18 protein-coding genes are annotated in these 19,152 nt (G+C 65.4%); 4 read left to right on the top strand and 14 right to left on the bottom strand.

Annotated features, from left to right (window positions below):
* From ACFZCE_RS05345 to rpoE, 12 genes are all read right to left on the bottom strand, one after another.
* Positions 1 to 1,158 (bottom strand): MFS transporter, encoded by a 1,158-nt coding sequence (locus ACFZCE_RS05345; protein WP_390936757.1) that lies wholly within the window; start codon positions 1,156 to 1,158, stop codon positions 1 to 3.
* A gap of 268 nt (positions 1,159 to 1,426) precedes the next feature.
* Positions 1,427 to 2,173 (bottom strand): pyridoxine 5'-phosphate synthase, encoded by a 747-nt coding sequence (gene pdxJ / locus ACFZCE_RS05350; protein ID WP_390936758.1) that lies wholly within the window; start codon positions 2,171 to 2,173, stop codon positions 1,427 to 1,429.
* A 44-nt stretch (positions 2,174 to 2,217) separates the two neighbouring features.
* Positions 2,218 to 2,898, bottom strand: coding sequence for a DNA repair protein RecO (recO, locus tag ACFZCE_RS05355; RefSeq protein WP_390936760.1), 681 nt, complete (start codon positions 2,896 to 2,898; stop codon positions 2,218 to 2,220).
* Between the two features lie 99 nt (positions 2,899 to 2,997).
* Positions 2,998 to 3,894, bottom strand: coding sequence for a GTPase Era (gene era / locus ACFZCE_RS05360; protein ID WP_390936761.1), 897 nt, complete (start codon positions 3,892 to 3,894; stop codon positions 2,998 to 3,000).
* Positions 3,887 to 4,576, bottom strand: a complete 690-nt coding sequence (gene rnc, locus ACFZCE_RS05365; RefSeq protein WP_390936762.1) for a ribonuclease III — start codon at positions 4,574 to 4,576, stop codon at positions 3,887 to 3,889. The genes era and rnc overlap by 8 nt, the downstream gene beginning before the upstream one ends.
* A complete protein-coding gene (locus tag ACFZCE_RS05370) occupies positions 4,573 to 4,950 on the bottom strand; it encodes a DUF4845 domain-containing protein (RefSeq protein WP_390936763.1) in 378 nt (125 codons plus the stop codon). The genes rnc and ACFZCE_RS05370 overlap by 4 nt, the downstream gene beginning before the upstream one ends.
* A gap of 27 nt (positions 4,951 to 4,977) precedes the next feature.
* Positions 4,978 to 5,832, bottom strand: a complete 855-nt coding sequence (gene lepB / locus ACFZCE_RS05375; RefSeq protein ID WP_390936764.1) for a signal peptidase I — start codon at positions 5,830 to 5,832, stop codon at positions 4,978 to 4,980.
* A 9-nt stretch (positions 5,833 to 5,841) separates the two neighbouring features.
* Positions 5,842 to 7,638 carry a translation elongation factor 4 gene (gene lepA, locus ACFZCE_RS05380; RefSeq protein WP_390936766.1) on the bottom strand — a complete coding sequence of 599 codons (1,797 nt, stop codon included), beginning with the start codon at positions 7,636 to 7,638 and terminating at the stop codon, positions 5,842 to 5,844.
* A 393-nt stretch (positions 7,639 to 8,031) separates the two neighbouring features.
* Positions 8,032 to 9,417 (bottom strand): Do family serine endopeptidase, encoded by a 1,386-nt coding sequence (locus tag ACFZCE_RS05385; RefSeq protein WP_390937490.1) that lies wholly within the window; start codon positions 9,415 to 9,417, stop codon positions 8,032 to 8,034.
* Between the two features lie 233 nt (positions 9,418 to 9,650).
* Positions 9,651 to 10,622, bottom strand: a complete 972-nt coding sequence (locus ACFZCE_RS05390) for a MucB/RseB C-terminal domain-containing protein (RefSeq protein WP_390936768.1) — start codon at positions 10,620 to 10,622, stop codon at positions 9,651 to 9,653.
* 9 nt (positions 10,623 to 10,631) lie between these two features.
* The gene (locus ACFZCE_RS05395) at positions 10,632 to 11,225 is read right to left on the bottom strand and encodes an RseA family anti-sigma factor (protein ID WP_390936769.1); all 594 of its coding nucleotides are present in this window, start codon (positions 11,223 to 11,225) and stop codon (positions 10,632 to 10,634) included.
* Positions 11,226 to 11,256: 31 nt separating this feature from the next.
* Entirely contained in the window at positions 11,257 to 11,838 is a 582-nt protein-coding gene (rpoE, locus tag ACFZCE_RS05400) for an RNA polymerase sigma factor RpoE (protein WP_003252049.1), read from the bottom strand.
* A gap of 510 nt (positions 11,839 to 12,348) precedes the next feature.
* Here rpoE and nadB point away from each other — a divergent pair.
* The 4 genes from nadB (at position 12,349) to ACFZCE_RS05420 (ending at position 16,029) form a co-directional block, all read left to right on the top strand.
* A complete protein-coding gene (gene nadB / locus ACFZCE_RS05405) occupies positions 12,349 to 13,944 on the top strand; it encodes an L-aspartate oxidase (RefSeq protein WP_390936771.1) in 1,596 nt (531 codons plus the stop codon).
* A complete protein-coding gene (locus tag ACFZCE_RS05410; protein ID WP_390936773.1) occupies positions 13,937 to 14,152 on the top strand; it encodes a cysteine-rich CWC family protein in 216 nt (71 codons plus the stop codon). The genes nadB and ACFZCE_RS05410 overlap by 8 nt, the downstream gene beginning before the upstream one ends.
* A complete protein-coding gene (locus tag ACFZCE_RS05415; protein WP_390936775.1) occupies positions 14,142 to 14,834 on the top strand; it encodes a pseudouridine synthase in 693 nt (230 codons plus the stop codon). Before ACFZCE_RS05410 ends, ACFZCE_RS05415 begins: the two co-directional genes overlap by 11 nt.
* A 310-nt stretch (positions 14,835 to 15,144) precedes the next feature.
* Positions 15,145 to 16,029: an alpha/beta fold hydrolase gene (locus ACFZCE_RS05420; protein ID WP_390936776.1), complete on the top strand. Its 885-nt coding sequence runs from the start codon at positions 15,145 to 15,147 to the stop codon at positions 16,027 to 16,029.
* Positions 16,030 to 16,171: 142 nt separating this feature from the next.
* Here the strand turns inward: ACFZCE_RS05420 and nirD are convergent, their stop codons facing one another.
* Positions 16,172 to 16,510 carry a nitrite reductase small subunit NirD gene (gene nirD, locus ACFZCE_RS05425; protein ID WP_390936778.1) on the bottom strand — a complete coding sequence of 113 codons (339 nt, stop codon included), beginning with the start codon at positions 16,508 to 16,510 and terminating at the stop codon, positions 16,172 to 16,174.
* Positions 16,510 to 19,071, bottom strand: a complete 2,562-nt coding sequence (nirB, locus tag ACFZCE_RS05430; protein WP_390936779.1) for a nitrite reductase large subunit NirB — start codon at positions 19,069 to 19,071, stop codon at positions 16,510 to 16,512. The genes nirD and nirB overlap by 1 nt, the downstream gene beginning before the upstream one ends.
* Positions 19,072 to 19,152 lie beyond the last annotated feature (81 nt).

Here is a 19,152-nt window from a genome sequence, read left to right on the forward strand (position 1 = left end):
TCAAATGTGAAGCGTAATCCTTCGCTGGCGGCACAAACCCCAGGCAAACCAGACGAACAACAGCGCCATCGCCACCAACGCCACCGGCACCCCTTCGCGGCCCAGGCCGAGCAAGGCGCCGCTGGCCAGCGGCCCGGCCAGGCTGCCGGCGCCCCACAACAGCCCGGCGCTGGCGTTGGCGGTGACCAACTCGGCGCCGTCGAAACGCTCGCCGATCAGCACGATGGCCAGGGTGTAGGTGCCGCCCGCCGCCGCACCGAGCAACATCAACGCTGGCCACAACCAAGGCCCACTGTGCATCAGCCAGGGCAACGCCGCGCCCAAGGCCGCCACCAGCACCCCGCAGCCCAGGTACAGGTGGTTGCGCCCGTAACGGTCGGCCAGCCAGCCCAACGGCACCTGGCAGGCGGCATCGCCGGCGAGGATCACACTGGCCATCAACGCCGCCAGCGCCATGGCCATCCCCTGCCCCGCTGCGTACACCGGAAACATCGACAGCACCACGCTATCGAAGAAGCTGAAGAACACCACCCCCGCGCACAGCGCCGGCGCCAGGCGGATAAACCCCAGCACGCTGAAGGCCTGGGCCTGCTGTTCACGGTAGGCACGGCTGGCTGGCAGGCCCTTGGCCACGCCGAGCAAGGCCAAGGCGTAGCCGCCCAGCACACAGGCGATCACCGCCGGGCCGCCGGCGCCGAGCCAGGCCACCGCCGCCGGGCCGAGCATCTGGAACGCGGTAAAGCAACTGGCGTACAGCGCCACCAGGCGCCCACGGCTGGCCGCCGGGCTCATTTCATTGACCCAGGCCTCGCCGAGGATGATCACCACGCCCATGCCCACCCCCATCGCCAGGCGCGCCAGCGCCAGCCACCAAGGCCAGGCCGCCAACGGTTCGATGGCCACCGTGCTGAGCGCGCACAGGCCCAGTGCCGCCAGGTAGATGCCGCGCCGGCTCAGGCGCTGGCACAGCCCCTCGACGCAAAACGCCGAGAGCATCATCCCGGCCGCCGGCATCGCCGCCAGCACGCCGATGGCCAAGGTACCGGCCTGGGCCTGGTACATGCGCAAGGCCACCACCGGCAGGGTCGCGCCCATGCCCAGGCCGACGATCGACACGCTGAAAATCAGTACCGCCAGTACCACTTTGTTACCGTTCATTCACAGGCTCCCGCCACACACGCACACAGGCGCCCCGCGGCTACCTGGCCGCGGGGCGAACAGCCGGCGTTACCACGCCGGTTCAGCGAGCGGTGTGGGGGGGCGAAAAGGTAAAGGCGAACAGCACGCTGCGCCGGCGGCTCAAGCCGGTATCGTTGTACCAGGCACGCGGGCGGTTGCAGGTGAGGATGGGCATCAGGGGCACGGCAGATGGCAGTGAAGGCCACGAGTGTACCCGCGGCCCTGCGCCCAGGGAAGGCCGAACGGCTTAGCCGCGCTGCGCCGCGGCGACGATCAGTGCTTTCATCTCGGCCACCGCCGCCGGGAAGCCAACGAACAGCGCATGGGCCACCAGCGCATGGCCGATGTTCAGCTCGTTGATGCCGGGGATCGCGGCGATCGGCTCAACGTTGTGGTAGTGCAGGCCGTGGCCGGCGTTGACGATCAGCCCCAGTTGCAGCCCCTGGGCCACGCCATCGGCGATCCGTTGCAGCTCGGCGGCGGCTTCGGCGGGGCTGTGGGCGTCGGCGTAGCGGCCGGTGTGCAGCTCGATGGCCGGGGCGCCGGCGGCGGCGGCGGCTTCGATCTGCCGGGGGTCGGCGTCGATGAACAGCGACACTTCACTGCCCGCCGCGCTCAGGCGCTGGACCGCGGCCTTGATCCGCTCCGGCTGGCCGGCTACGTCCAGGCCGCCTTCGGTGGTCAGCTCCTGGCGGGTTTCCGGCACCAGGCACACGTGGGCGGGCCGCAGGCGCTCGGCAAAGTCGAGCATCCAGTCGGTCACGCCCATTTCGAAGTTCATGCGGGTTTGCAGCACGTCCTTGAGCAGCAGCACGTCGCGCTCCTGGATGTGCCGGCGGTCTTCGCGCAGGTGCACGGTGATGCCGTCGGCGCCGGCCTGTTCGGCGTCCAGCGCGGCCTTGACCGGGTCAGGGTAGCGGGTGCCGCGGGCCTGGCGCAGGGTGGCGACGTGGTCGATGTTCACGCCCAGCAGAACGCGGTGGGGGGTAGTCATGGCAGGCGCCTCTTAAGTCAGGGGCGCACAGGATACGCTGCTGGTCAGGGCTTGCGAAACAGCTCGCGGCTGACCAACGGCCGCCCGCCCAGGTGCGCGGCCAGCGCCTGGCGCATCAGCCGCTTGGCCGCCAGCAGCGCGTTGGGCGCGGCCCAGTCGGCTTCGGCCATGGCCAGCAGGTCGGCGCCGAGGAAGATCCCTGGCTGCAGGTGCTCCACCCGCTCCAGGCCGGCGTCGGGCAATAACTGGTAATAGGCCTTGGGCTGGATCGCCTGGCCGTGGGCGTCTTCGGCCAGGGCGAAGGCGTAGCCCAGTTCATCGAGCAGGCGCCATTCGAAGCTGCGCAGCAGCGGTTCAAGGGCCCGGCCTTCGGCGAGGGCGCGCAGGGTCAGCAGGTAATGCTCGAACAACGCCGGGTGCGAGGCTTGCCCGGGCAGCAGACGCACCAGTAGCTCGTTCATGTACAGGCCGCTGAACAGTGCCTGGCCGGTGAGCCACACGCCGGTGCCGGTGGGTTCCAGGCGCACCACCGTCTTCAGCTCGCCGCGCCCGCGCAGCTCGGCTTCCAGTGGCGCGAACGGCCGTGCCACACTGCCGGCCTTGCCGCGGGCCGTGCGCAATACCGCGCGCACCAGGCCCTCGGCGGAGAAGAAGTCCACCAGCGCGCTGGTTTCCCGGTAGGGCCGGCTGTGCAGGACGTAGGCCTGGTGGGTGGTGGTTTCCACGGCAAGGCCCGCTCAGGCGCAAGGCGCAAGCATCAAGCTGCAAGCGAGCCCGCGCGCTGGCGCCTTGGCTTGCCGCTTGGGGCTTGGCACTTGCATCTATTACTCCGTATACCCGAGCGAACGCAACGCGCGCTCGTCGTCGCTCCAGCCGCCCTTGACCTTCACCCACAGGTTGAGCATCACCTTGGCGTCGAACATCTGTTCCATGTCCTTGCGCGCGTCGGTGCCGATGCGTTTGATCCGCTCGCCCTTGTCGCCGATGATGATCTTCTTCTGGCCATCCCGCTCGACCAGGATCAGCCCGTGGATGTGCAGGGTGTGGCCCTGCTGCTTGAACTCTTCGATCTCGACGGTGATCTGGTACGGCAGCTCGGCGCCGAGCTGGCGCATGATCTTCTCGCGGATCAGCTCGGCGGCCAGGAAGCGGCTGCTGCGGTCGGTGATCTGGTCTTCGGGGAAGAAGTGCTCGCTCTCGGGCAGGTAATTGCCGATCAACGCCTCGAGGGTGTCGAGGTTATGCCCCTGCTGCGCGGAAATCGGCACCACCTCGGCCTTCGGCAACTGCTGCTGCAGCCACTCCAGGTGCGGGATCAGGTCGGCTTTTTCTTCCATGCGGTCGAGCTTGTTGATGGCCAGGATCACCGGGCCCTCAACGTACTGCACACGCTCCAGCACCAGTTGGTCTTCGTCGGTCCAGCGGGTGCGGTCTACCACGAAAATCACCACGTCGACGTCTTTCAACGCCGCCGAGGCGGTTTTGTTCATGTAGCGGTTCAGCGCCTTGTCGTTGGCCTTGTGCATGCCGGGGGTGTCAACGTACACCGCCTGCACCGCGCCTTCGGTCTTGATGCCGAGCATGGTGTGGCGGGTGGTTTGCGGCTTGCGCGAGGTGATGGCGAGCTTTTGCCCGAGGATGTGGTTGAGCAACGTGGACTTGCCCACGTTCGGGCGGCCAACGATGGCCACGTAGCCACAACGGGTGGGTGTATCAGTCATTGCCATTCTCCACGCCCAGGGCGATCAGGGCCGAGGCGGCGGCTACTTGTTCGGCGATGCGGCGGCTGACGCCTTGGCCGCGGCTTTTCTGGTTGAGCAGGGTCACTTCGCACTCCACGAAAAAGGTGCGGCAGTGCGGCTCGCCCTGGATGTCGACCACTTCGTAACGCGGCAGCTCGCAAGCCCGCGATTGCAGGAACTCCTGCAGCCGGGTTTTCGGGTCCTTGTTGGTGTCGACCAGGGTCAGGGTGTCGAATTCATTGGCCAGCCAGGCCAGCACCCGTTCGCGGGCGGTGTCCATGCCGGCGTCGAGGTAGATGGCGCCGATCAGCGCTTCGAGGGCATCGGCGAGGATCGACTCGCGGCGAAACCCGCCGCTTTTGAGCTCACCCGAACCGAGGCGCAGGTATTCCCCCAGCTCGAAGCCACGGGCCAGCACCGCCAGCGTCTCGCCCTTGACCAGCCGTGCGCGCAGGCGCGACAGCTGGCCTTCGCGGGCCTGGGGGAAGCGTTCGTAGAGGGCCTCGCCGACCACGAAGTTGAGGATGGCGTCGCCGAGGAATTCCAGGCGCTCGTTATTGCGCCCGGCAAAGCTGCGGTGCGTGAGTGCCAGGACCATCTGTTCCTGGTCTTTGAAGGTGTAGCCGAGCTGGCGCTCGAGCCGGTTCAACGAAACACTCACTGTGCAGGCACGCTCGTATCATGGGTGAACACCAGCACCAGGTCGATATTGCCCAGCAGGTGTTCGCGTTTCTCGTAATACAGGTGGGCGTTGATCTGCTCACCTTGCTCTTCAACATTCAACACTTTTTTCAGTTCCAGGTCCTGGATGCCGTTGACCGACAGCCCGCGCTGCATGTGCGCGTAGAAATCGGCGGGGCCGCCGATGCGCTCGCCGGGGTTCTTGCCGGCGCCGTCCATGGTTTTACGGATGCTCCAGAAATCCATGTAGTGCGGCACGACCTTCAGGCCCACGCTGACGGCGAACGCCAGCAAGGCCAGGGTAAACAGCCAGCCGACCAGTGACAGGCCCTTCTGCGTTGCTACTGCTTTCATGCCAACTCTCCGGGCACTGCGGCCGCGTTACTTGATCAGGCCAACCCGCGACAGCGACGGGAAGTGGCTGAACTTCGGCTCTGGCCAGCTCATCCACACGGCGAAGGCCTTGCCGACGATGTTTTCGTCCGGAACCATGCCGAGCATGTCTTTGGGGATGTTCGGGTCGTTCCAGTAACGGCTGTCGTTGGAGTTGTCGCGGTTGTCGCCCATCATGAAGTAATGGCCGGCCGGGACAGTCCATTGCCCGCCGGGCATGGTGCCGCGCAGGGCTTTGTGAATCAGGTGCTCGGTATCGCCGATCTGTTCTTTATAGATGGCGATATCGCCCAGGTCACGGTCGTAACCGGTGCCGATCTGCTCATCGGTGATCAGCTTGTCGTTCACGTACAGGTGTTTGTCGAGGGTGTAGCGCACCGTGTCGCCGGGCAGGCCGATCACCCGCTTGATGTAGTTGACCGTAGGGTCCGACGGGTAGCGAAACACCATCACGTCGCCGCGCTGCGGGTCTCCGACCGGGATCACCTTCTTGTCGATCACCGGCAGGCGAATGCCGTAGGAGAATTTGTTCACCAGGATGAAATCGCCCACTTCCAGGGTCGGGATCATCGAACCGGAGGGGATCTGGAAGGGCTCGACCAGGAACGAACGCAGCACGAACACCACGAACAGCACCGGGAAGAACGACTTGCCGTACTCCACCAGCAGTGGCTCCTTGCCAAGCTTCTGCACCACCTCCGGCTCAGGCGTGGGCACGCTGCCCTGGTACTGGGCGATGGCGGCCCGCCGGCGTGGCGCGAGCAGCACGAGATCGAGCAGTGCGAGCAAGCCACACACGGCCACGGCGATAATCAGCAACAGCGGTAGATTCAATGACGACATAGGACCTGATCATTCCAACCTGAGCACGGCGAGGAAGGCTTCTTGTGGGATTTCCACGTTGCCGACCTGTTTCATGCGTTTCTTACCGGCTTTTTGCTTCTCGAGCAATTTACGCTTACGGCTCACGTCGCCGCCGTAGCATTTGGCCAGCACGTTCTTCCTGAGTGCCTTGACAGTGGTCCGGGCGATGATCTGGCCACCGATGGCTGCCTGGATCGCCACATCGAACATCTGCCGAGGAATCAGCTCTTTCATCTTCTCGGTCAATGCACGCCCTTTGTAGTGGGCGTTGTCACGGTGAACGATCAATGCCAGGGCATCGACGCGGTCGCCGTTGATCAGCACGTCCAGGCGCACCAGGTTGGCCGACTGGTAACGGTCGAAGTGGTAGTCCAGCGAGGCATAGCCGCGGCTGGTGGACTTCAAGCGATCGAAGAAGTCGAGTACCACTTCGTTCATCGGCAGGTCATAGCGCACCTGCACCTGGCTGCCGAGGAACTGCATATCGCGCTGCACGCCGCGTTTTTCGATGCACAGCGTGATCACGTTGCCCAAGTGTTCCTGAGGCACGAGGATGGTGGCTTGTACGATCGGCTCGCGGAAGTCCTCGACGGATGAAACATCCGGCAGCTTCGACGGGTTGTCGACCAGAATGGTTTCACCGGTTTTCAGCAGCAGCTCGTAGATTACGCTGGGCGCGGTGGTGATCAGGTCGAGGTCGTACTCGCGCTCCAGACGCTCCTGGATGATCTCCATGTGCAGCATGCCGAGGAAGCCGCAGCGGAAGCCGAAGCCCAGCGCGTCGGAGCTTTCCGGGGCGTACTGCAGGGAGGAGTCGTTGAGGGTGAGCTTCTGCAGCGCCTCGCGGAAATCCTCGAAATCGTCGGAGCTGGTGGGGAACAGGCCGGCATACACCTGCGGCTGAATGCGTTTGAACCCAGGCAGCACGTCGACTTCGGGGGTGCTGGAGAGGGTCAGGGTGTCACCGACCGGCGCGCCGTGAATGTCTTTGATGCTGCCGATGATGAAGCCCACTTCACCGGCCTTGAGGTCCGCGGTGGCGGTGTGCTTGGGGGTGAACACGCCGACGGAGTCGACCAGGTGCACCTTGCCGGTGGACTTGACCAGAATCTTGTCGCCCTTCTTCACCCGGCCTTGGCGCACGCGCACCAGCGAGACCACGCCCAGGTAGTTGTCGAACCAGGAGTCGATGATCAGCGCTTGCAGCGGCGCGTCGATTTCACCGGTCGGCGGCGGGATCACCTTCACCAGTTGCTCGAGCACGTCGATCACGCCCATGCCGCTTTTGGCGCTGCACGGCACGGCGTCGGTGGCGTCGATGCCGATGATTTTCTCGATTTCGTCTTTTACCCGCTCAGGCTCGGCCTGGGGCAGGTCCATCTTGTTGAGCACGGGCATCACTTCCAGGCCCTGCTCGATGGCGGTGTAGCAGTTGGCGACCGACTGCGCCTCGACGCCCTGGCCGGCATCGACCACCAGCAGCGCGCCTTCACAGGCGGCCAGCGAGCGGCTGACTTCATAGGTGAAGTCGACGTGACCGGGGGTGTCGATGAAGTTCAGCTGGTAGGTTTTGCCGTCTAGCGCCTTGTAGTTGAGCGTGACGCTGTGGGCCTTGATGGTGATGCCGCGTTCGCGCTCCAGGTCCATCGAGTCGAGCACCTGGGCTTCCATCTCGCGATCGGCCAGGCCCCCGCAGGTCTGGATGAACCGATCGGCGAGCGTAGATTTGCCGTGGTCGATGTGGGCGATGATGGAGAAGTTGCGGATATGGCTCAAATCACTCACGGATCAGCACTCGAAATGGCTTAGGGCCTGGAGCCCGACAAAAAATAGCCGGGCATTGTACCCGAATGCAGGCAGGGCAGTCACGTTGCCGCTGGTCTTGTAAATGGCGATGCCCGTTCGCCCGGCACAGCCGTCATGCTGTTCACTTAAGCAATCAGAGCGCTGAATTGAGGGTGTAAGGCCCTAATTTCTTCAAATGGTTTTACTTAGCGCATGGCCTGACTGGCCCATCGCCCGGCACAGCCGGCCTCCCACCAGATTTGTGTAAGCCATTGATTTTAGGCGCAACACAGACCTCGTGGGAGGCCGGCTGTGCCGGGCGAAGGGCCAGACCGGCGGGCACAAAAAAGCCCGGCACTGCCGCCGGGCTTTTCAGTCACCCCTCGCGGCGGGTTATTCGCTCAGCTTGAAGGTGATGAAGCTGGCGCGCCCCTGGCGCACCACCCGCATAGACACCGAGCGGTTCTTCGGCAGGGCCTTGGCCACGTCGGTGAACTGCTTGGCCGAGGTCACCGCCTGGTTGTTCAGGTGGGTGATCACGTCGCCTGGCTGCAGGCCGATCAGGGCGGCGGGGCCTTCTTGCACGTCTTTGATCAGCACGCCGCTTTGCAGGTCGAGCTGTTTTTTCTGCTCGGCGGTCAAGTCGGCCACCGAAACGCCCATGCGGTTGCTGTCACGCTGGGCCTGGCCGTCTTCGCCCATGCTGGCGCCGTCATCGTCGCCGTCCTGGTCGGGCAGCGCGCCCACGGTGGCGTCGACGGTACGGTGCTTGCCTTCACGCACAACATCCAGGGTGGCCTTGGCGCCGGCCTTGAGGCCGCCCACCAGGTGCGGCAGGTCGGCCGACATCACGATCGGCTGGCCATTCAGGCTGAGGATCACATCGCCCACCTGCAGGCCGGCCTTGGCCGCTGGGCCGTCAGGCATCACCTGGGCCACCAGCGCGCCGGCTGGCTTGTCGAGGCCGAAGGATTCCGCCAGGTCACGGTTGACCTCCTGGATCACCACGCCCAGCCAGCCGCGGCTGACCTTGCCGGTTTTCTTCAGTTGGTCGGACACATCCAGCGCCACGTCGATCGGGATGGCGAACGACAGGCCCATGAAGCCGCCGGAACGGGTGAAGATCTGCGAGTTGATGCCCACCACCTCGCCGTTCATGTTGAACAGCGGGCCACCGGAGTTACCCGGGTTGATCGCCACGTCGGTTTGAATGAACGGCACGTAGGAGTCGTTCGGCAGGGTACGGCCCTTGGCGCTGACGATGCCTTTGGTCACCGAATGGTCGAAACCGAACGGCGAGCCGATGGCCAGCACCCACTCACCGACCTTGAGCTTGTCGGAGTCGCCCAGCTTGACGGTGGGCAGGTTCTTGCCGTCGATTTTCAGCAAGGCGACGTCGGTGCGCGGGTCGGTGCCGACCAGCTTGGCCTTGAGCTCGCTGCGGTCAGACAGGCGCACGACGATCTCGTCGGCGTCCTGGATCACGTGGTTGTTGGTCAGCACGTAGCCATCGGGGGAAATGATGAACCCCGAGCCGAGCGACTGCGCCTCACGCTGGCGGTCGCCGCGAGGGGCCTTGCCGCGCGGCATGTTGCGCTCGAAGAATTCACGGAACATCGGTGGCAGGCCCTGCAGGTCGGGCATCTGGCTGTCGGCCACGCCGCGGTCGGGCAGCTTCTGGGTGGTACTGATGTTGACCACCGCCGGCGACGCCTGCTCCACCAGGGTGGTGAAGTCTGGCAGCGCTTCGGCGCGCGCGCCGACCACCTGGCCAAGCATCAGCACGGCGGCGAACAGTGAGAGGTAGTGTTTCAAGCTAGGTATCGACATACGGCTCCCGTACACAACGAGCGTGGTTAAGCAATGGGGCTAGGCATTCCCCCGGAGAGGCATTGACCTAAAAAACCAGGGAGTTTGCAACCTTAGAATCCCATGTTTCATGGGCTGATTTACAAGATGAAACGAATTTAAGTTTGCCGGTAAAACGCGCAAACCCGCTGGGCCCAAGGCCATCAATGGGGCTGGGTGTCGAGCGGGTGCATCGACAGCGCAATGCGTTCGGCGGTGCCGAGGGGGATCTCCCCGACCACGGTGACCATCACGTCGCCCCCTGGCGCGGCCTGGCGGCGCGACACCGCCGAGGTCGGCCCGAGCTGGGTGCGGGCGTCGCTGGCCTGGGCGCCCAGCAGCGGCTCGACGAACACCGAGAAGCGCGCCAGGCCATCGTCGTACATCAACTGGGTGAGCGCGGCGCGGTCGCCCGAGGCCTTGGCCAACTGGCTGGCGGTCAGCTCGAAGCCTTCGGGCAGCCAGTCGGCGCGCAGCCCCAGGGCGCTGGCGGGCTTCGGCGCGGCAGTGCTGGCCGGCGTTAGCGCGGCAGCACTGACCAGGTTGCAATTGGCGCTGGCGCGCAGTTCATCGGCGGCCGGCGCGGCGGTGTCGAAACGGGTGTACTGGAAGCGCTCGAGCAATTGCCCGCGCTCGGTCACCATCAGCGACTTCAGCGGCAGCGCGGTCTGTTCATCGAGGTGCAACTCGAAGCCGTAGCGGTTCGGGTCTTTCGGGGTGAGGGTGATGATCACCGCCTGGCGCCCGGCCACGCGCGACCGGCCGGCGACTTTGAGGTCGTACCAGCTCATCAGCTTGAGGGGGTCGAATTGGCGCTGGGCGCTGCTGGCGGTGGGGTTGACCCCCGCCTCCAGCGAGCCGCTCACGCACTGCGTTACACCCTTGGCCCGCAGCACTTCCTGGGCGGAGCCGTCGAGTTGCAACACACGCTCGGTCACCTCGCCGTGATCGGCCAGGTGCCAGATGTCGTGGGTTGAGAAACTCCCGCTGCGTTCGTAAACGAACGTGCCTTGGAAGCTTTGGGTTTGCTCGGCCTGGGCCAGCCGGTCAAGCCATTGCGCCGCGTCGGGCGCTGCCTGGGCGTTGGCGCTCAGGCAGCAGGCGGCCAGCAATGGCGGTAGGAGCAGTGCTCGCAACGAGGTTCCTTAGCGGTTTTCCATGCTCGCGGCGCGGGCGTAAGGCAGTGCCGATTCGGCGCCTTTCATCGCAGCTTCCTGAGCATGTTGGCGCAGGTAGCCCGGCAGCCGGTCGTTTTGCCAGCCAGCCTGGTTCTGCAGCACACCGTTGGCCATCGGGCCTTTGGCGGGCTCGGCGCTTTCGGTGTAGTTGGCCAGTACCGCCGGGCCTTGAGCTTGCGGCGCGGCCATGGCCGGTTGCGCGCTTTGCTGCTGGGCCAGTTGGGCACCGCTGACTTCGTCGTGGTTGTACAGGCGCACGCCTGCCAGCACGGCGACCGTAACCGATGCTGCGACCGCCAGGCGGCCCAGGCTACGCCATGGGCGCGGCGCGGATTTGGCCGGGATGGCTTCGTCCGCCAGCGCTGCCGACACGGCCGAGGCCAGGTCGAGGCGCGGGTTGAGCAGCTCTTTGTGCATCGCAGCGCGGGCGATCTGATAACGCGACCAGGTGGCCCGGGTCTCGGTATCGTCGATTGCATTCAATACACGACGTAATTCCAGTTCGTCCGCTTCGTTATCCATCACCGCGGACAGCGATTCCTGCAACGCTTCACGACTCATGGCGGTTCCTCTCTTGGCTGTCGCCGCTGTCTCAGGTTTCCTGCAGCAAAGGCTGCAGAGCTTTGTCGATGGCTTCCCGAGCGCGGAAAATCCGAGAGCGCACGGTGCCGACCGGACACTGCATAACGCTCGCAATGTCCTCGTAACTCAAACCGTCGAACTCGCGCAGCGTCAGAGCCGTACGCAGGTCCTCGGGCAGTTGCTGGATGGTTCGATGGACGGTGCCTTCGATTTCATCGCGCAACAACGACCGCTCCGGAGACTCGAGATCCTTCAGGCCGTGATCGCCATCGTAGAACTCCGCATCCTCAGAACTTACATCGCTATCAGGCGGCCGCCGTCCCCGGGACACCAAATAGTTCTTCGCCGTGTTGATGGCGATGCGGTAAAGCCACGTATAGAACGCGCTGTCGCCGCGAAAATTCCCCAACGCCCGGTACGCCTTGATGAACGCTTCCTGCGCCACGTCCTGGGCCTCGTGGGTGTCGTGCACGAAGCGCACGATCAACCCGAGTATCTTGTGCTGGTATTTCAGCACTAACAGATCGAACGCTCGCCGGTCGCCACGCTGCACGCGCTCGACCAGTTGCTGATCTTCTTCCTGGGTTAGCATGAACACTCCTCATTGTGCTCGCTGGAGCACTGCAAAGGCCGCGGTTCAGGCTTGCAACCATAGACTCGGGCTTTTCGCAAAAGTTCTCCCCTCCAGCAAGTTTCCGTAAAGCAGGTTTTGACACCACACGGAAAAACGCGCCCCGGCCACCTGCCGGTCGCGAAAATAATCTTATTGACGCCCGCACCACCGCCAAACGCGCGATACAGGCGCTGCGTCCCTTCCCTTGCGCAACCCCCTATGGATTCCGGCGGTTCAGAGAAAGTTCCAATCAGCTTGTAGCCAATTTCCTACAAGAACCCGCCCCTGCCCTCGCCCACCGGTGGCGCGCCGGGCCCCGGCGCTGCTATAAATGGCGGCTACGCGGGGGTGCGGTAATCTCAGAATGCCACGAAGGTTACCGGCGGTATTCTGCCGCCGCCGCGTGATTGGCGCCAGCGCCCCGCGCATCGCCCTGTCAATAAGAAGCTGCCCCGTTTTTACAGCGGCAGCCTTTGCGGAACCCCGAACATGCCACACAGCTTGCAATTCGATGTACTGGTGATCGGCAGCGGTGCTGCCGGTTTGAGCCTGGCGCTGACGCTACCGGCGCATTTGCGGGTCGCCGTGCTGAGCAAGGGCGATCTCGCCAACGGCTCGACCTACCGCGCCCAGGGCGGCGTCGCGGCGGTACTGGATGACCGCGACACGGTTGATTCCCACGTGCAAGACACCCTCGTCGCTGGCGCCGGGCTGTGCCAGGAGCACGCGGTGCGCTTCACCGTCGAGCACAGCCGCGAAGCCATCGAGTGGCTGATCGAGCAAGGCGTGCCGTTCACCCCCGATGACGGCGAGGGCGAGCCGCATTATGCCTTCCACCTCACCCGCGAGGGCGGCCACAGCCAGCGGCGCATCATCCACGCCGCCGACGCCACCGGCGCGGCGATTTTCGACACCCTGCTGGCGCGCGCCCGGCAACGGCCGAACATCGAGTTGCTGGAGCAGCGCGTGGCGGTCGACCTGATCCACGACGGCCAGCGCTGCCAGGGCGCCTATGTGCTTGACCGCGCCCGCGGCGAAGTCGATACCCTGGCAGCGCGCTTCACCGTGCTGGCCACCGGCGGCGCGGCCAAGGTGTACCTGTACACCAGCAACCCCGACGGCGCCTGTGGAGACGGCATCGCCATGGCCTGGCGTGCCGGCTGCCGGGTCGGCAACCTGGAGTTCAACCAGTTCCACCCCACCTGCCTGTACCACCCGCAGGCGAAGAACTTCCTGATCACCGAGGCCCTGCGCGGCGAGGGCGCGGTGCTGCGCCTGCCCAATGGCGAACGCTTCATGCCGCGCTTCGACCCGCGCGAAGAACTCGCCCCGCGCGACATCGTCGCCCGCGCCATCGACCATGAGATGAAACGCTTGGGCCTCGACTGTGTGTACCTGGACATCAGCCACAAGCCGGCCGAGTTCATCCAGGCGCACTTTCCCACCGTGTACGAACGCTGCCTGGGCTTTGGCATCGACATCACCCGCCAGGCCATCCCGGTGGTACCGGCGGCCCACTACACCTGCGGCGGGGTGGTGGTCGACGACCAGGGCCACACCGACCTGCCCGGCCTCTATGCCATCGGCGAAACCAGCTTCACCGGCCTGCACGGCGCCAACCGCATGGCCAGCAACTCGCTGCTGGAGTGCTTCGTCTACGCCCGCGCCGCCGCCCACGACATCCAGGCGCAACTGGCCAGCGTCAGCCTGCCAGCCGCCCTGCCGGCCTGGGACGCCAGCCAGGTGACCGACTCCGACGAAGACGTGATCATCGCCCACAACTGGGACGAACTGCGGCGCTTCATGTGGGACTACGTGGGCATCGTGCGCACCACCAAACGCCTGCAGCGCGCCGCGCACCGGGTGGCGCTGCTGCTCGATGAGATCGACGAGTTCTACAGCAACTACAAAGTCAGCCGCGACTTGATCGAGCTGCGCAACCTGGCGCTGGTGGCCGACTTGATGATCCGCTCGGCGATGCAGCGCAAGGAGTCCCGCGGGCTGCATTACACCCTGGATTATCCGGGGTTGCTGGACGAGGCGCGGGATACGATTCTGATCCCGGCCCACCCGCGCCATGGCTGACCCCACCACCTGCCCGGCCTGCGGCGCGAGCAACCAGTGCGCCCTGGCCGAAGGCGACAGTGGCGCGCCGTGCTGGTGCTTCGAGGTGAGCATCGCCCCCGCGCGCCTGCTGGCGCTGCCTGAACACCTGCGCAATGCCCAATGCCTGTGCCCGCGTTGCGCCGGGGTGCTGGAGCAACTGCAAGGCCGCCCCCACGATGCGCCTTGACCGTTTGCTCGCCTTGCGCGGGCCGTTCAACCGCCAGCAAGCACGCCTGGCGATCGCCACCGGGCGCGCGCGGGTGGCCGGCGCGGTGGTGCGCGAGGCGGAGCATGAAGTCAGCGAATTCGACACGGTAGAGGCCGACGGCGCGGTGATCCAGCCGGGTCGCCCGGCACGCTACTACATGCTGCACAAGCCCACCGGCTGCGCCAGCGCCACCCATGACCCGCAGCACCGCACCGTGCTCGACCTGCTGGCGCTGCCGAACAAGCAAGAGCTGCACCTGGCCGGGCGGCTGGACTACAACACCACCGGCTTGTTGATCCTCACCAACGACGGCCAATGGTCGCGCCGGCTCACCCAGCCCGGCAGCAAGCTGCCCAAGCGCTACCGGGTGTACACCGAGGCGCCGATCCTCCCCGAGTACGCCGAGGTGTTCGCCCGCGGGCTGTATTTCGCCTTCGAGAACCTCACCACCCAGCCGGCCCAACTCACCCTGTTGGGCAGCCATGTGGCCGAGCTGTGCCTGGTGGAGGGGCGCTACCATCAGGTCAAGCGCATGTTCGGCCACTTCCAGAACCGCGTGGTGGGCTTGCACCGGCTGAGCATGGGCCCGCTGCAGCTGGACAGCCGCCTGGCACCGGGGCAATACCGCGCGTTGAGCACTGAAGAAATCGCCTTGGTCTGACAACAGGCGACCGCTCGGCAGAAACCACCGGAACGGCCGCGCAATTGCCCTTGCGAGCGCGGCGATGCACTGCTTGACTGCATAACGTTCGGCCCAGTTATGGCCGCAATACTGCTAATAAAAATCAACACAGCTTTTGCCTGGGCCCCCAGGTAGTGAGCGCCCTCTTAGAACAACAAGCGTCGGCCGCCTTCAAGGATCGACACGGGCCATTGCCAGGCGCTTTGCCTACCCCTGTCTACGTGTTTGTCACAAACACCGTGCAAAGTCATTTGCGCGAGTACTCGTTTTTTGCCAGGAGTCGACGACTATGAGGCCAGAAACCGCTGTGCTGGATGTACAAGGACCGTACCGGGTGTACACGGAGTACTATCGCGCCAGTGCCGCGGGCGCCAAGACGATCATTCTGGTGAATGGGTCGCTGGCCACCACTGCCTCTTTCGCGCAAACCGTGCGCAACCTGCAACCGCAATTCAACGTGGTGCTGTACGACCAGCCCTATGCCGGCAAGTCGCGGCCGCACAACAGCCACGAGCGGCTGGTGACCAAGGAAGAAGAAAGCCAGGTATTGCTGAGCCTGATCGAGCACTTTCGCGCCCAGCATCTGATCTCGTTCAGTTGGGGCGGCGCCTGCGCCATGATGGCGCTGGCGAAGAACCCGGCGCACATCGAGCGGGCGGCGATCAACTCGTTCTCGCCGGTGCTCAACGGTCCGATGCGCGACTACCTCGAACGCGGCGTCGAGGTGCTGGCCGCCTGCGACCGCTGCGCCATCGGCCACCTGATCAACGACACCATCGGCAAGCACTTGCCGTCGCTGTTCAAGCGCTTCAACTACCGCCACGTGAGCAGCCTGGCCGACTACGAATACCTGCAGATGCACTCGCACGTCAGCGAGGTGCTGCAAAACCACCTGGCCTGCGCGCTGAACGCGGCGCCGCACATCCGCGTGCCGCTGCTGTTCGTCAACGGCGAGTGGGATGAATACACCTCCCACCAGGACGCCCGCCAGTTCGCCCCCCACCTGCGCCAGGCGCGCTTCAGGGAAATTCCCGAGGCCGGGCATTTTCTCGACATGGAGCACCAGGGCGCGCGTGATCATACCCGCGAGGCGCTACTGGATTTTTTTAACGAGGGGCATGTATCCGGGCATGGGCATTATGTGCCCCATGGGCAGGCTGCCCTGGCGGTGTGAACCTTCGAGGGCCCTTCGCCCGGCACAGCCGGAGTGCCAGACCACGGCCTCCCACCAGATTTGTGTAAGCCCCGGATTTACGAGGCAATACCCAACCCGTGGGAGGCCGGCTGTGCCGGGCGATGGGCCCTACCGCCGTACCCTACCCGCCAATCTCCACCACATCCCCATTGAACCGCACCGGCCAGGTGCGCAGCACTTCATCGGGGCGCTCCAGGCAGTGGCCGTCGCGCAGGCGGTAGTGCTGTTTGTACAGCGGCGCTGCCACCACGAACTCGCCCATCAAGTGCCCGATCAACCCGCGGCCGATCACGTTGGCGCCCGATTGTGGGTCATGGTTGTCGATCGCGTGCAGTTCCTGCTCCTGGCCCGGCAGGTAGAACAGCGCCACCTGGGCGCCTTCGTGCCAGGCCACCACGCCCGAGTGGGCGACCAGGTCCTGGCGGGTGCAGAGGGTTTGCCACTGGTTCGCGGTGCTCATCACACAGCCTCCTCGATCACGGGGATCAACGTTGTACTGGCCTCGAAGGCCGGGCGTCGCTGGCCGCGCTCGTTGACGAACTGCACACCGGGGTCGGCGCGGCGGTCGTTGACGAAGGTGCGGAAGCGCTTGAGTTTTTCCGGGTCCTTCAGCGCGTTGGCCCATTCGCATTCGTAGCGATCGACCACGTGCTGCATTTGCGATTCAAGTTCCGCGCCAAGCCCGAGGCTGTCGTCGAGGATCACCGCCTTGAGGTAATCCAGGCCGCCCTCGACGCTTTCGCGCCACACCGAGGTGCGCTGCAGTTTGTCGGCGGTGCGGATGTAGAACATCAGGAAGCGGTCGATGTAGCGGATCAGCTGTTCATCGTCGAGGTCAGTGGCGAACAGCTCGGCATGCCGCGGGCGCATGCCGCCGTTGCCGGCCACGTAGAGGTTCCAGCCCTTCTCGGTGGCGATCACGCCGACGTCTTTGCTTTGCGCTTCGGCGCACTCACGGGTGCAACCCGACACCGCGAACTTCAGCTTGTGCGGTGAGCGCAGGCCTTTGTAGCGGTCTTCGATACGCAGGGCCATGGCCACGCTGTCTTGCACGCCGTAACGGCACCAGGTGCTGCCCACGCAGCTTTTCACCGTGCGGGTGGATTTGCCATAGGCGTGGCCGGTTTCGAAGCCGGCGGCGATCAGCTCGCTCCAGATGTCGGGCAGTTCGTGCAATTGGGCACCGAACAGGTCGATGCGCTGGCCACCGGTGATCTTGGTGTAGAGGTTGTATTTCTGCGCCACCTGGCCGATCACGATGAGTTTTTCCGGGGTGATCTCGCCGCCGGGAATGCGTGGCACCACCGAGTAGGTGCCGTTCTTCTGCATGTTGGCCATGAAGGTGTCGTTGGTGTCCTGCAGCGGCACCAGCGAGGGCTCCATGATCGGCGTGTTCCAGCACGAGGCGAGGATCGAGCCCACCGCCGGCTTGCAGATGTCGCACCCCAGGTGGCCCTGGCCGTGGCGCGCGAGCAACTCGTCGAAGCTGTGAATGCCCTCGACCCGCACCAGGTTGTAGAGGTCTTGGCGGGTGTAGGCAAAGTGTTCGCAGAGGCTTTTGTCCACCGCCACGCCGCGGGCGATCAGTTCGTGCTCGAACACTGACTTGAGCAACGCCGCGCAGCCGCCACAGCCGGTGCAGGCCTTGGTCCCGGCCTTGAGCGCGGGCAGGTCGGTGCAGCCGCCGTCGATGGCCGAGCAGATCGCGCCCTTGGTGACGTTATGGCATGAGCAGATGGTCGCGCTGTCGGGCAAGGCGTCGGCGCCCAGCGCCGGCGCGCCGTCCCCGGCGGGGAGGATCAACCCGGCCGGGTCGGCCGGCAGGGCGAGGCCGTTGAGGGCGTATTGCAACAGGGTGTCGTAGTAGCTGTTGTCGCCCACCAGCACCGCGCCGAGTACCCGCTTACCGGCGGCATCGACCACCAGCCGGCGGTAGCTGCCGCTGGCCTCGTCGATGAAGCGGTAGCTGCGCGCGCCCGGGGTGGCGCCGTGGGCGTCGCCGATCGAGCCCACGTCGACGCCGAGCAGCTTGAGCTTGGTCGACATGTCGGCGCCGGTGAAGGCCGCGCCGGCTTCGCCCAGCAGTTGCGCGGCGGCGGTGCGGGCCATGGTGTAGCCCGGCGCGACCAGGCCGAAGATGCCGCCGTTCCAACTGGCACACTCGCCAATGGCGAGGATCGCCGGGTCGCTGGTCACGCACTGGTCATCCACCGCCACGCCGCCACGGGCGCCGAGGGCCAGGCCGGCGGCACGGGCCAGGGCGTCTTGCGGGCGAATGCCGGCGGAAAACACGATCAGGTCGGTTTCCAGGTACTCGCCGCCGTCGAAATTCATTCGGTAGCGGTAGCCCTCCTCACCGGCGGCAATCGCCTGGGTCGCGCGCGACAAGTGCACACTCACCCCCAGCGCCTCGATGCGCGCCCGCAGCGCGGCGCCGCCGTCGGCATCCAACTGCACCGGCATCAGCCGCGGGGCAAACTCCACCACATGGGCCTCGAGGCCGAGGGACTTCAGCGCGTTGGCCGCCTCCAGGCCGAGCAGCCCACCGCCGACCACCACGCCGCGGCGCGCGCCCTGGGCGGCGTCGCGGATGCGGTCGAGGTCTTCGAGGGTGCGGTACACCAACCGCGAGCCGCCTTCGGCGCCGGGGATCGGCGGCACGAACGGGTACGAGCCGGTGGCCAGCACCAAGGCGTCGTAGCCCTGGCGGCCGTTGGCCGTCACCACCTGGCGGGCGCTGCGGTCGATCTCCAGCACCGCTTCGCCCAGGTGCAGGTGCACGCCCTGCTCGCGGTAGTACTCCGGGGCGCACATCGCCAGGGTCTCGGCATCCGCGCCGCCGAAGTATTCCGACAAGTGCACACGGTCGTAGGCGCGCAGGGGCTCTTCGCCATACACGTGCAGTTCGAACCGCGCCAGCGCCCCACGCGCCACCAACTGCTCGACGCAGTGGTGGCCGACCATGCCATTGCCGACGATGACCAGGGTTTGCTTGGGCGCTTGCGCCACGATCGCGTTCATTGAATTACCTCGTGCCAGCCGTTCACGGTTTTTTTCGGGCAAAAAAAAGCGCCCGGAGCTTTTTCAAGCTCCGGGCGCCTT

Source organism: Pseudomonas sp. NPDC007930, assembly GCF_042958985.1.
In the GTDB taxonomy this organism is placed as follows: Bacteria; Pseudomonadota; Gammaproteobacteria; order Pseudomonadales; family Pseudomonadaceae; genus Aquipseudomonas.

Excerpts from the sequence above, each read along its gene's own strand:
- lepB (WP_390936764.1), bottom strand. The coding sequence starts at position 5,832 with ATGTCGTCATTGAATCTACCGCTGTTGCTGATTATCGCCGTGGCCGTG.
- ACFZCE_RS05370 (WP_390936763.1), bottom strand. The coding sequence starts at position 4,950 with ATGAAAGCAGTAGCAACGCAGAAGGGCCTGTCACTGGTCGGCTGGCTG.
- ACFZCE_RS05395 (WP_390936769.1), bottom strand. The coding sequence starts at position 11,225 with ATGAGTCGTGAAGCGTTGCAGGAATCGCTGTCCGCGGTGATGGATAAC.
- era (WP_390936761.1), bottom strand. The coding sequence starts at position 3,894 with ATGACTGATACACCCACCCGTTGTGGCTACGTGGCCATCGTTGGCCGC.
- ACFZCE_RS05345 (WP_390936757.1), bottom strand. The coding sequence starts at position 1,158 with ATGAACGGTAACAAAGTGGTACTGGCGGTACTGATTTTCAGCGTGTCG.
- ACFZCE_RS05420 (WP_390936776.1), top strand. The coding sequence starts at position 15,145 with ATGAGGCCAGAAACCGCTGTGCTGGATGTACAAGGACCGTACCGGGTG.
- rpoE (WP_003252049.1), bottom strand. The coding sequence starts at position 11,838 with ATGCTAACCCAGGAAGAAGATCAGCAACTGGTCGAGCGCGTGCAGCGT.
- ACFZCE_RS05410 (WP_390936773.1), top strand. The coding sequence starts at position 13,937 with ATGGCTGACCCCACCACCTGCCCGGCCTGCGGCGCGAGCAACCAGTGC.
- ACFZCE_RS05415 (WP_390936775.1), top strand. The coding sequence starts at position 14,142 with ATGCGCCTTGACCGTTTGCTCGCCTTGCGCGGGCCGTTCAACCGCCAG.
- nadB (WP_390936771.1), top strand. The coding sequence starts at position 12,349 with ATGCCACACAGCTTGCAATTCGATGTACTGGTGATCGGCAGCGGTGCT.
- nirB (WP_390936779.1), bottom strand. The coding sequence starts at position 19,071 with ATGAACGCGATCGTGGCGCAAGCGCCCAAGCAAACCCTGGTCATCGTC.
- pdxJ (WP_390936758.1), bottom strand. The coding sequence starts at position 2,173 with ATGACTACCCCCCACCGCGTTCTGCTGGGCGTGAACATCGACCACGTC.
- nirD (WP_390936778.1), bottom strand. The coding sequence starts at position 16,510 with ATGAGCACCGCGAACCAGTGGCAAACCCTCTGCACCCGCCAGGACCTG.
- ACFZCE_RS05385 (WP_390937490.1), bottom strand. The coding sequence starts at position 9,417 with ATGCTTGGCCAGGTGGTCGGCGCGCGCGCCGAAGCGCTGCCAGACTTC.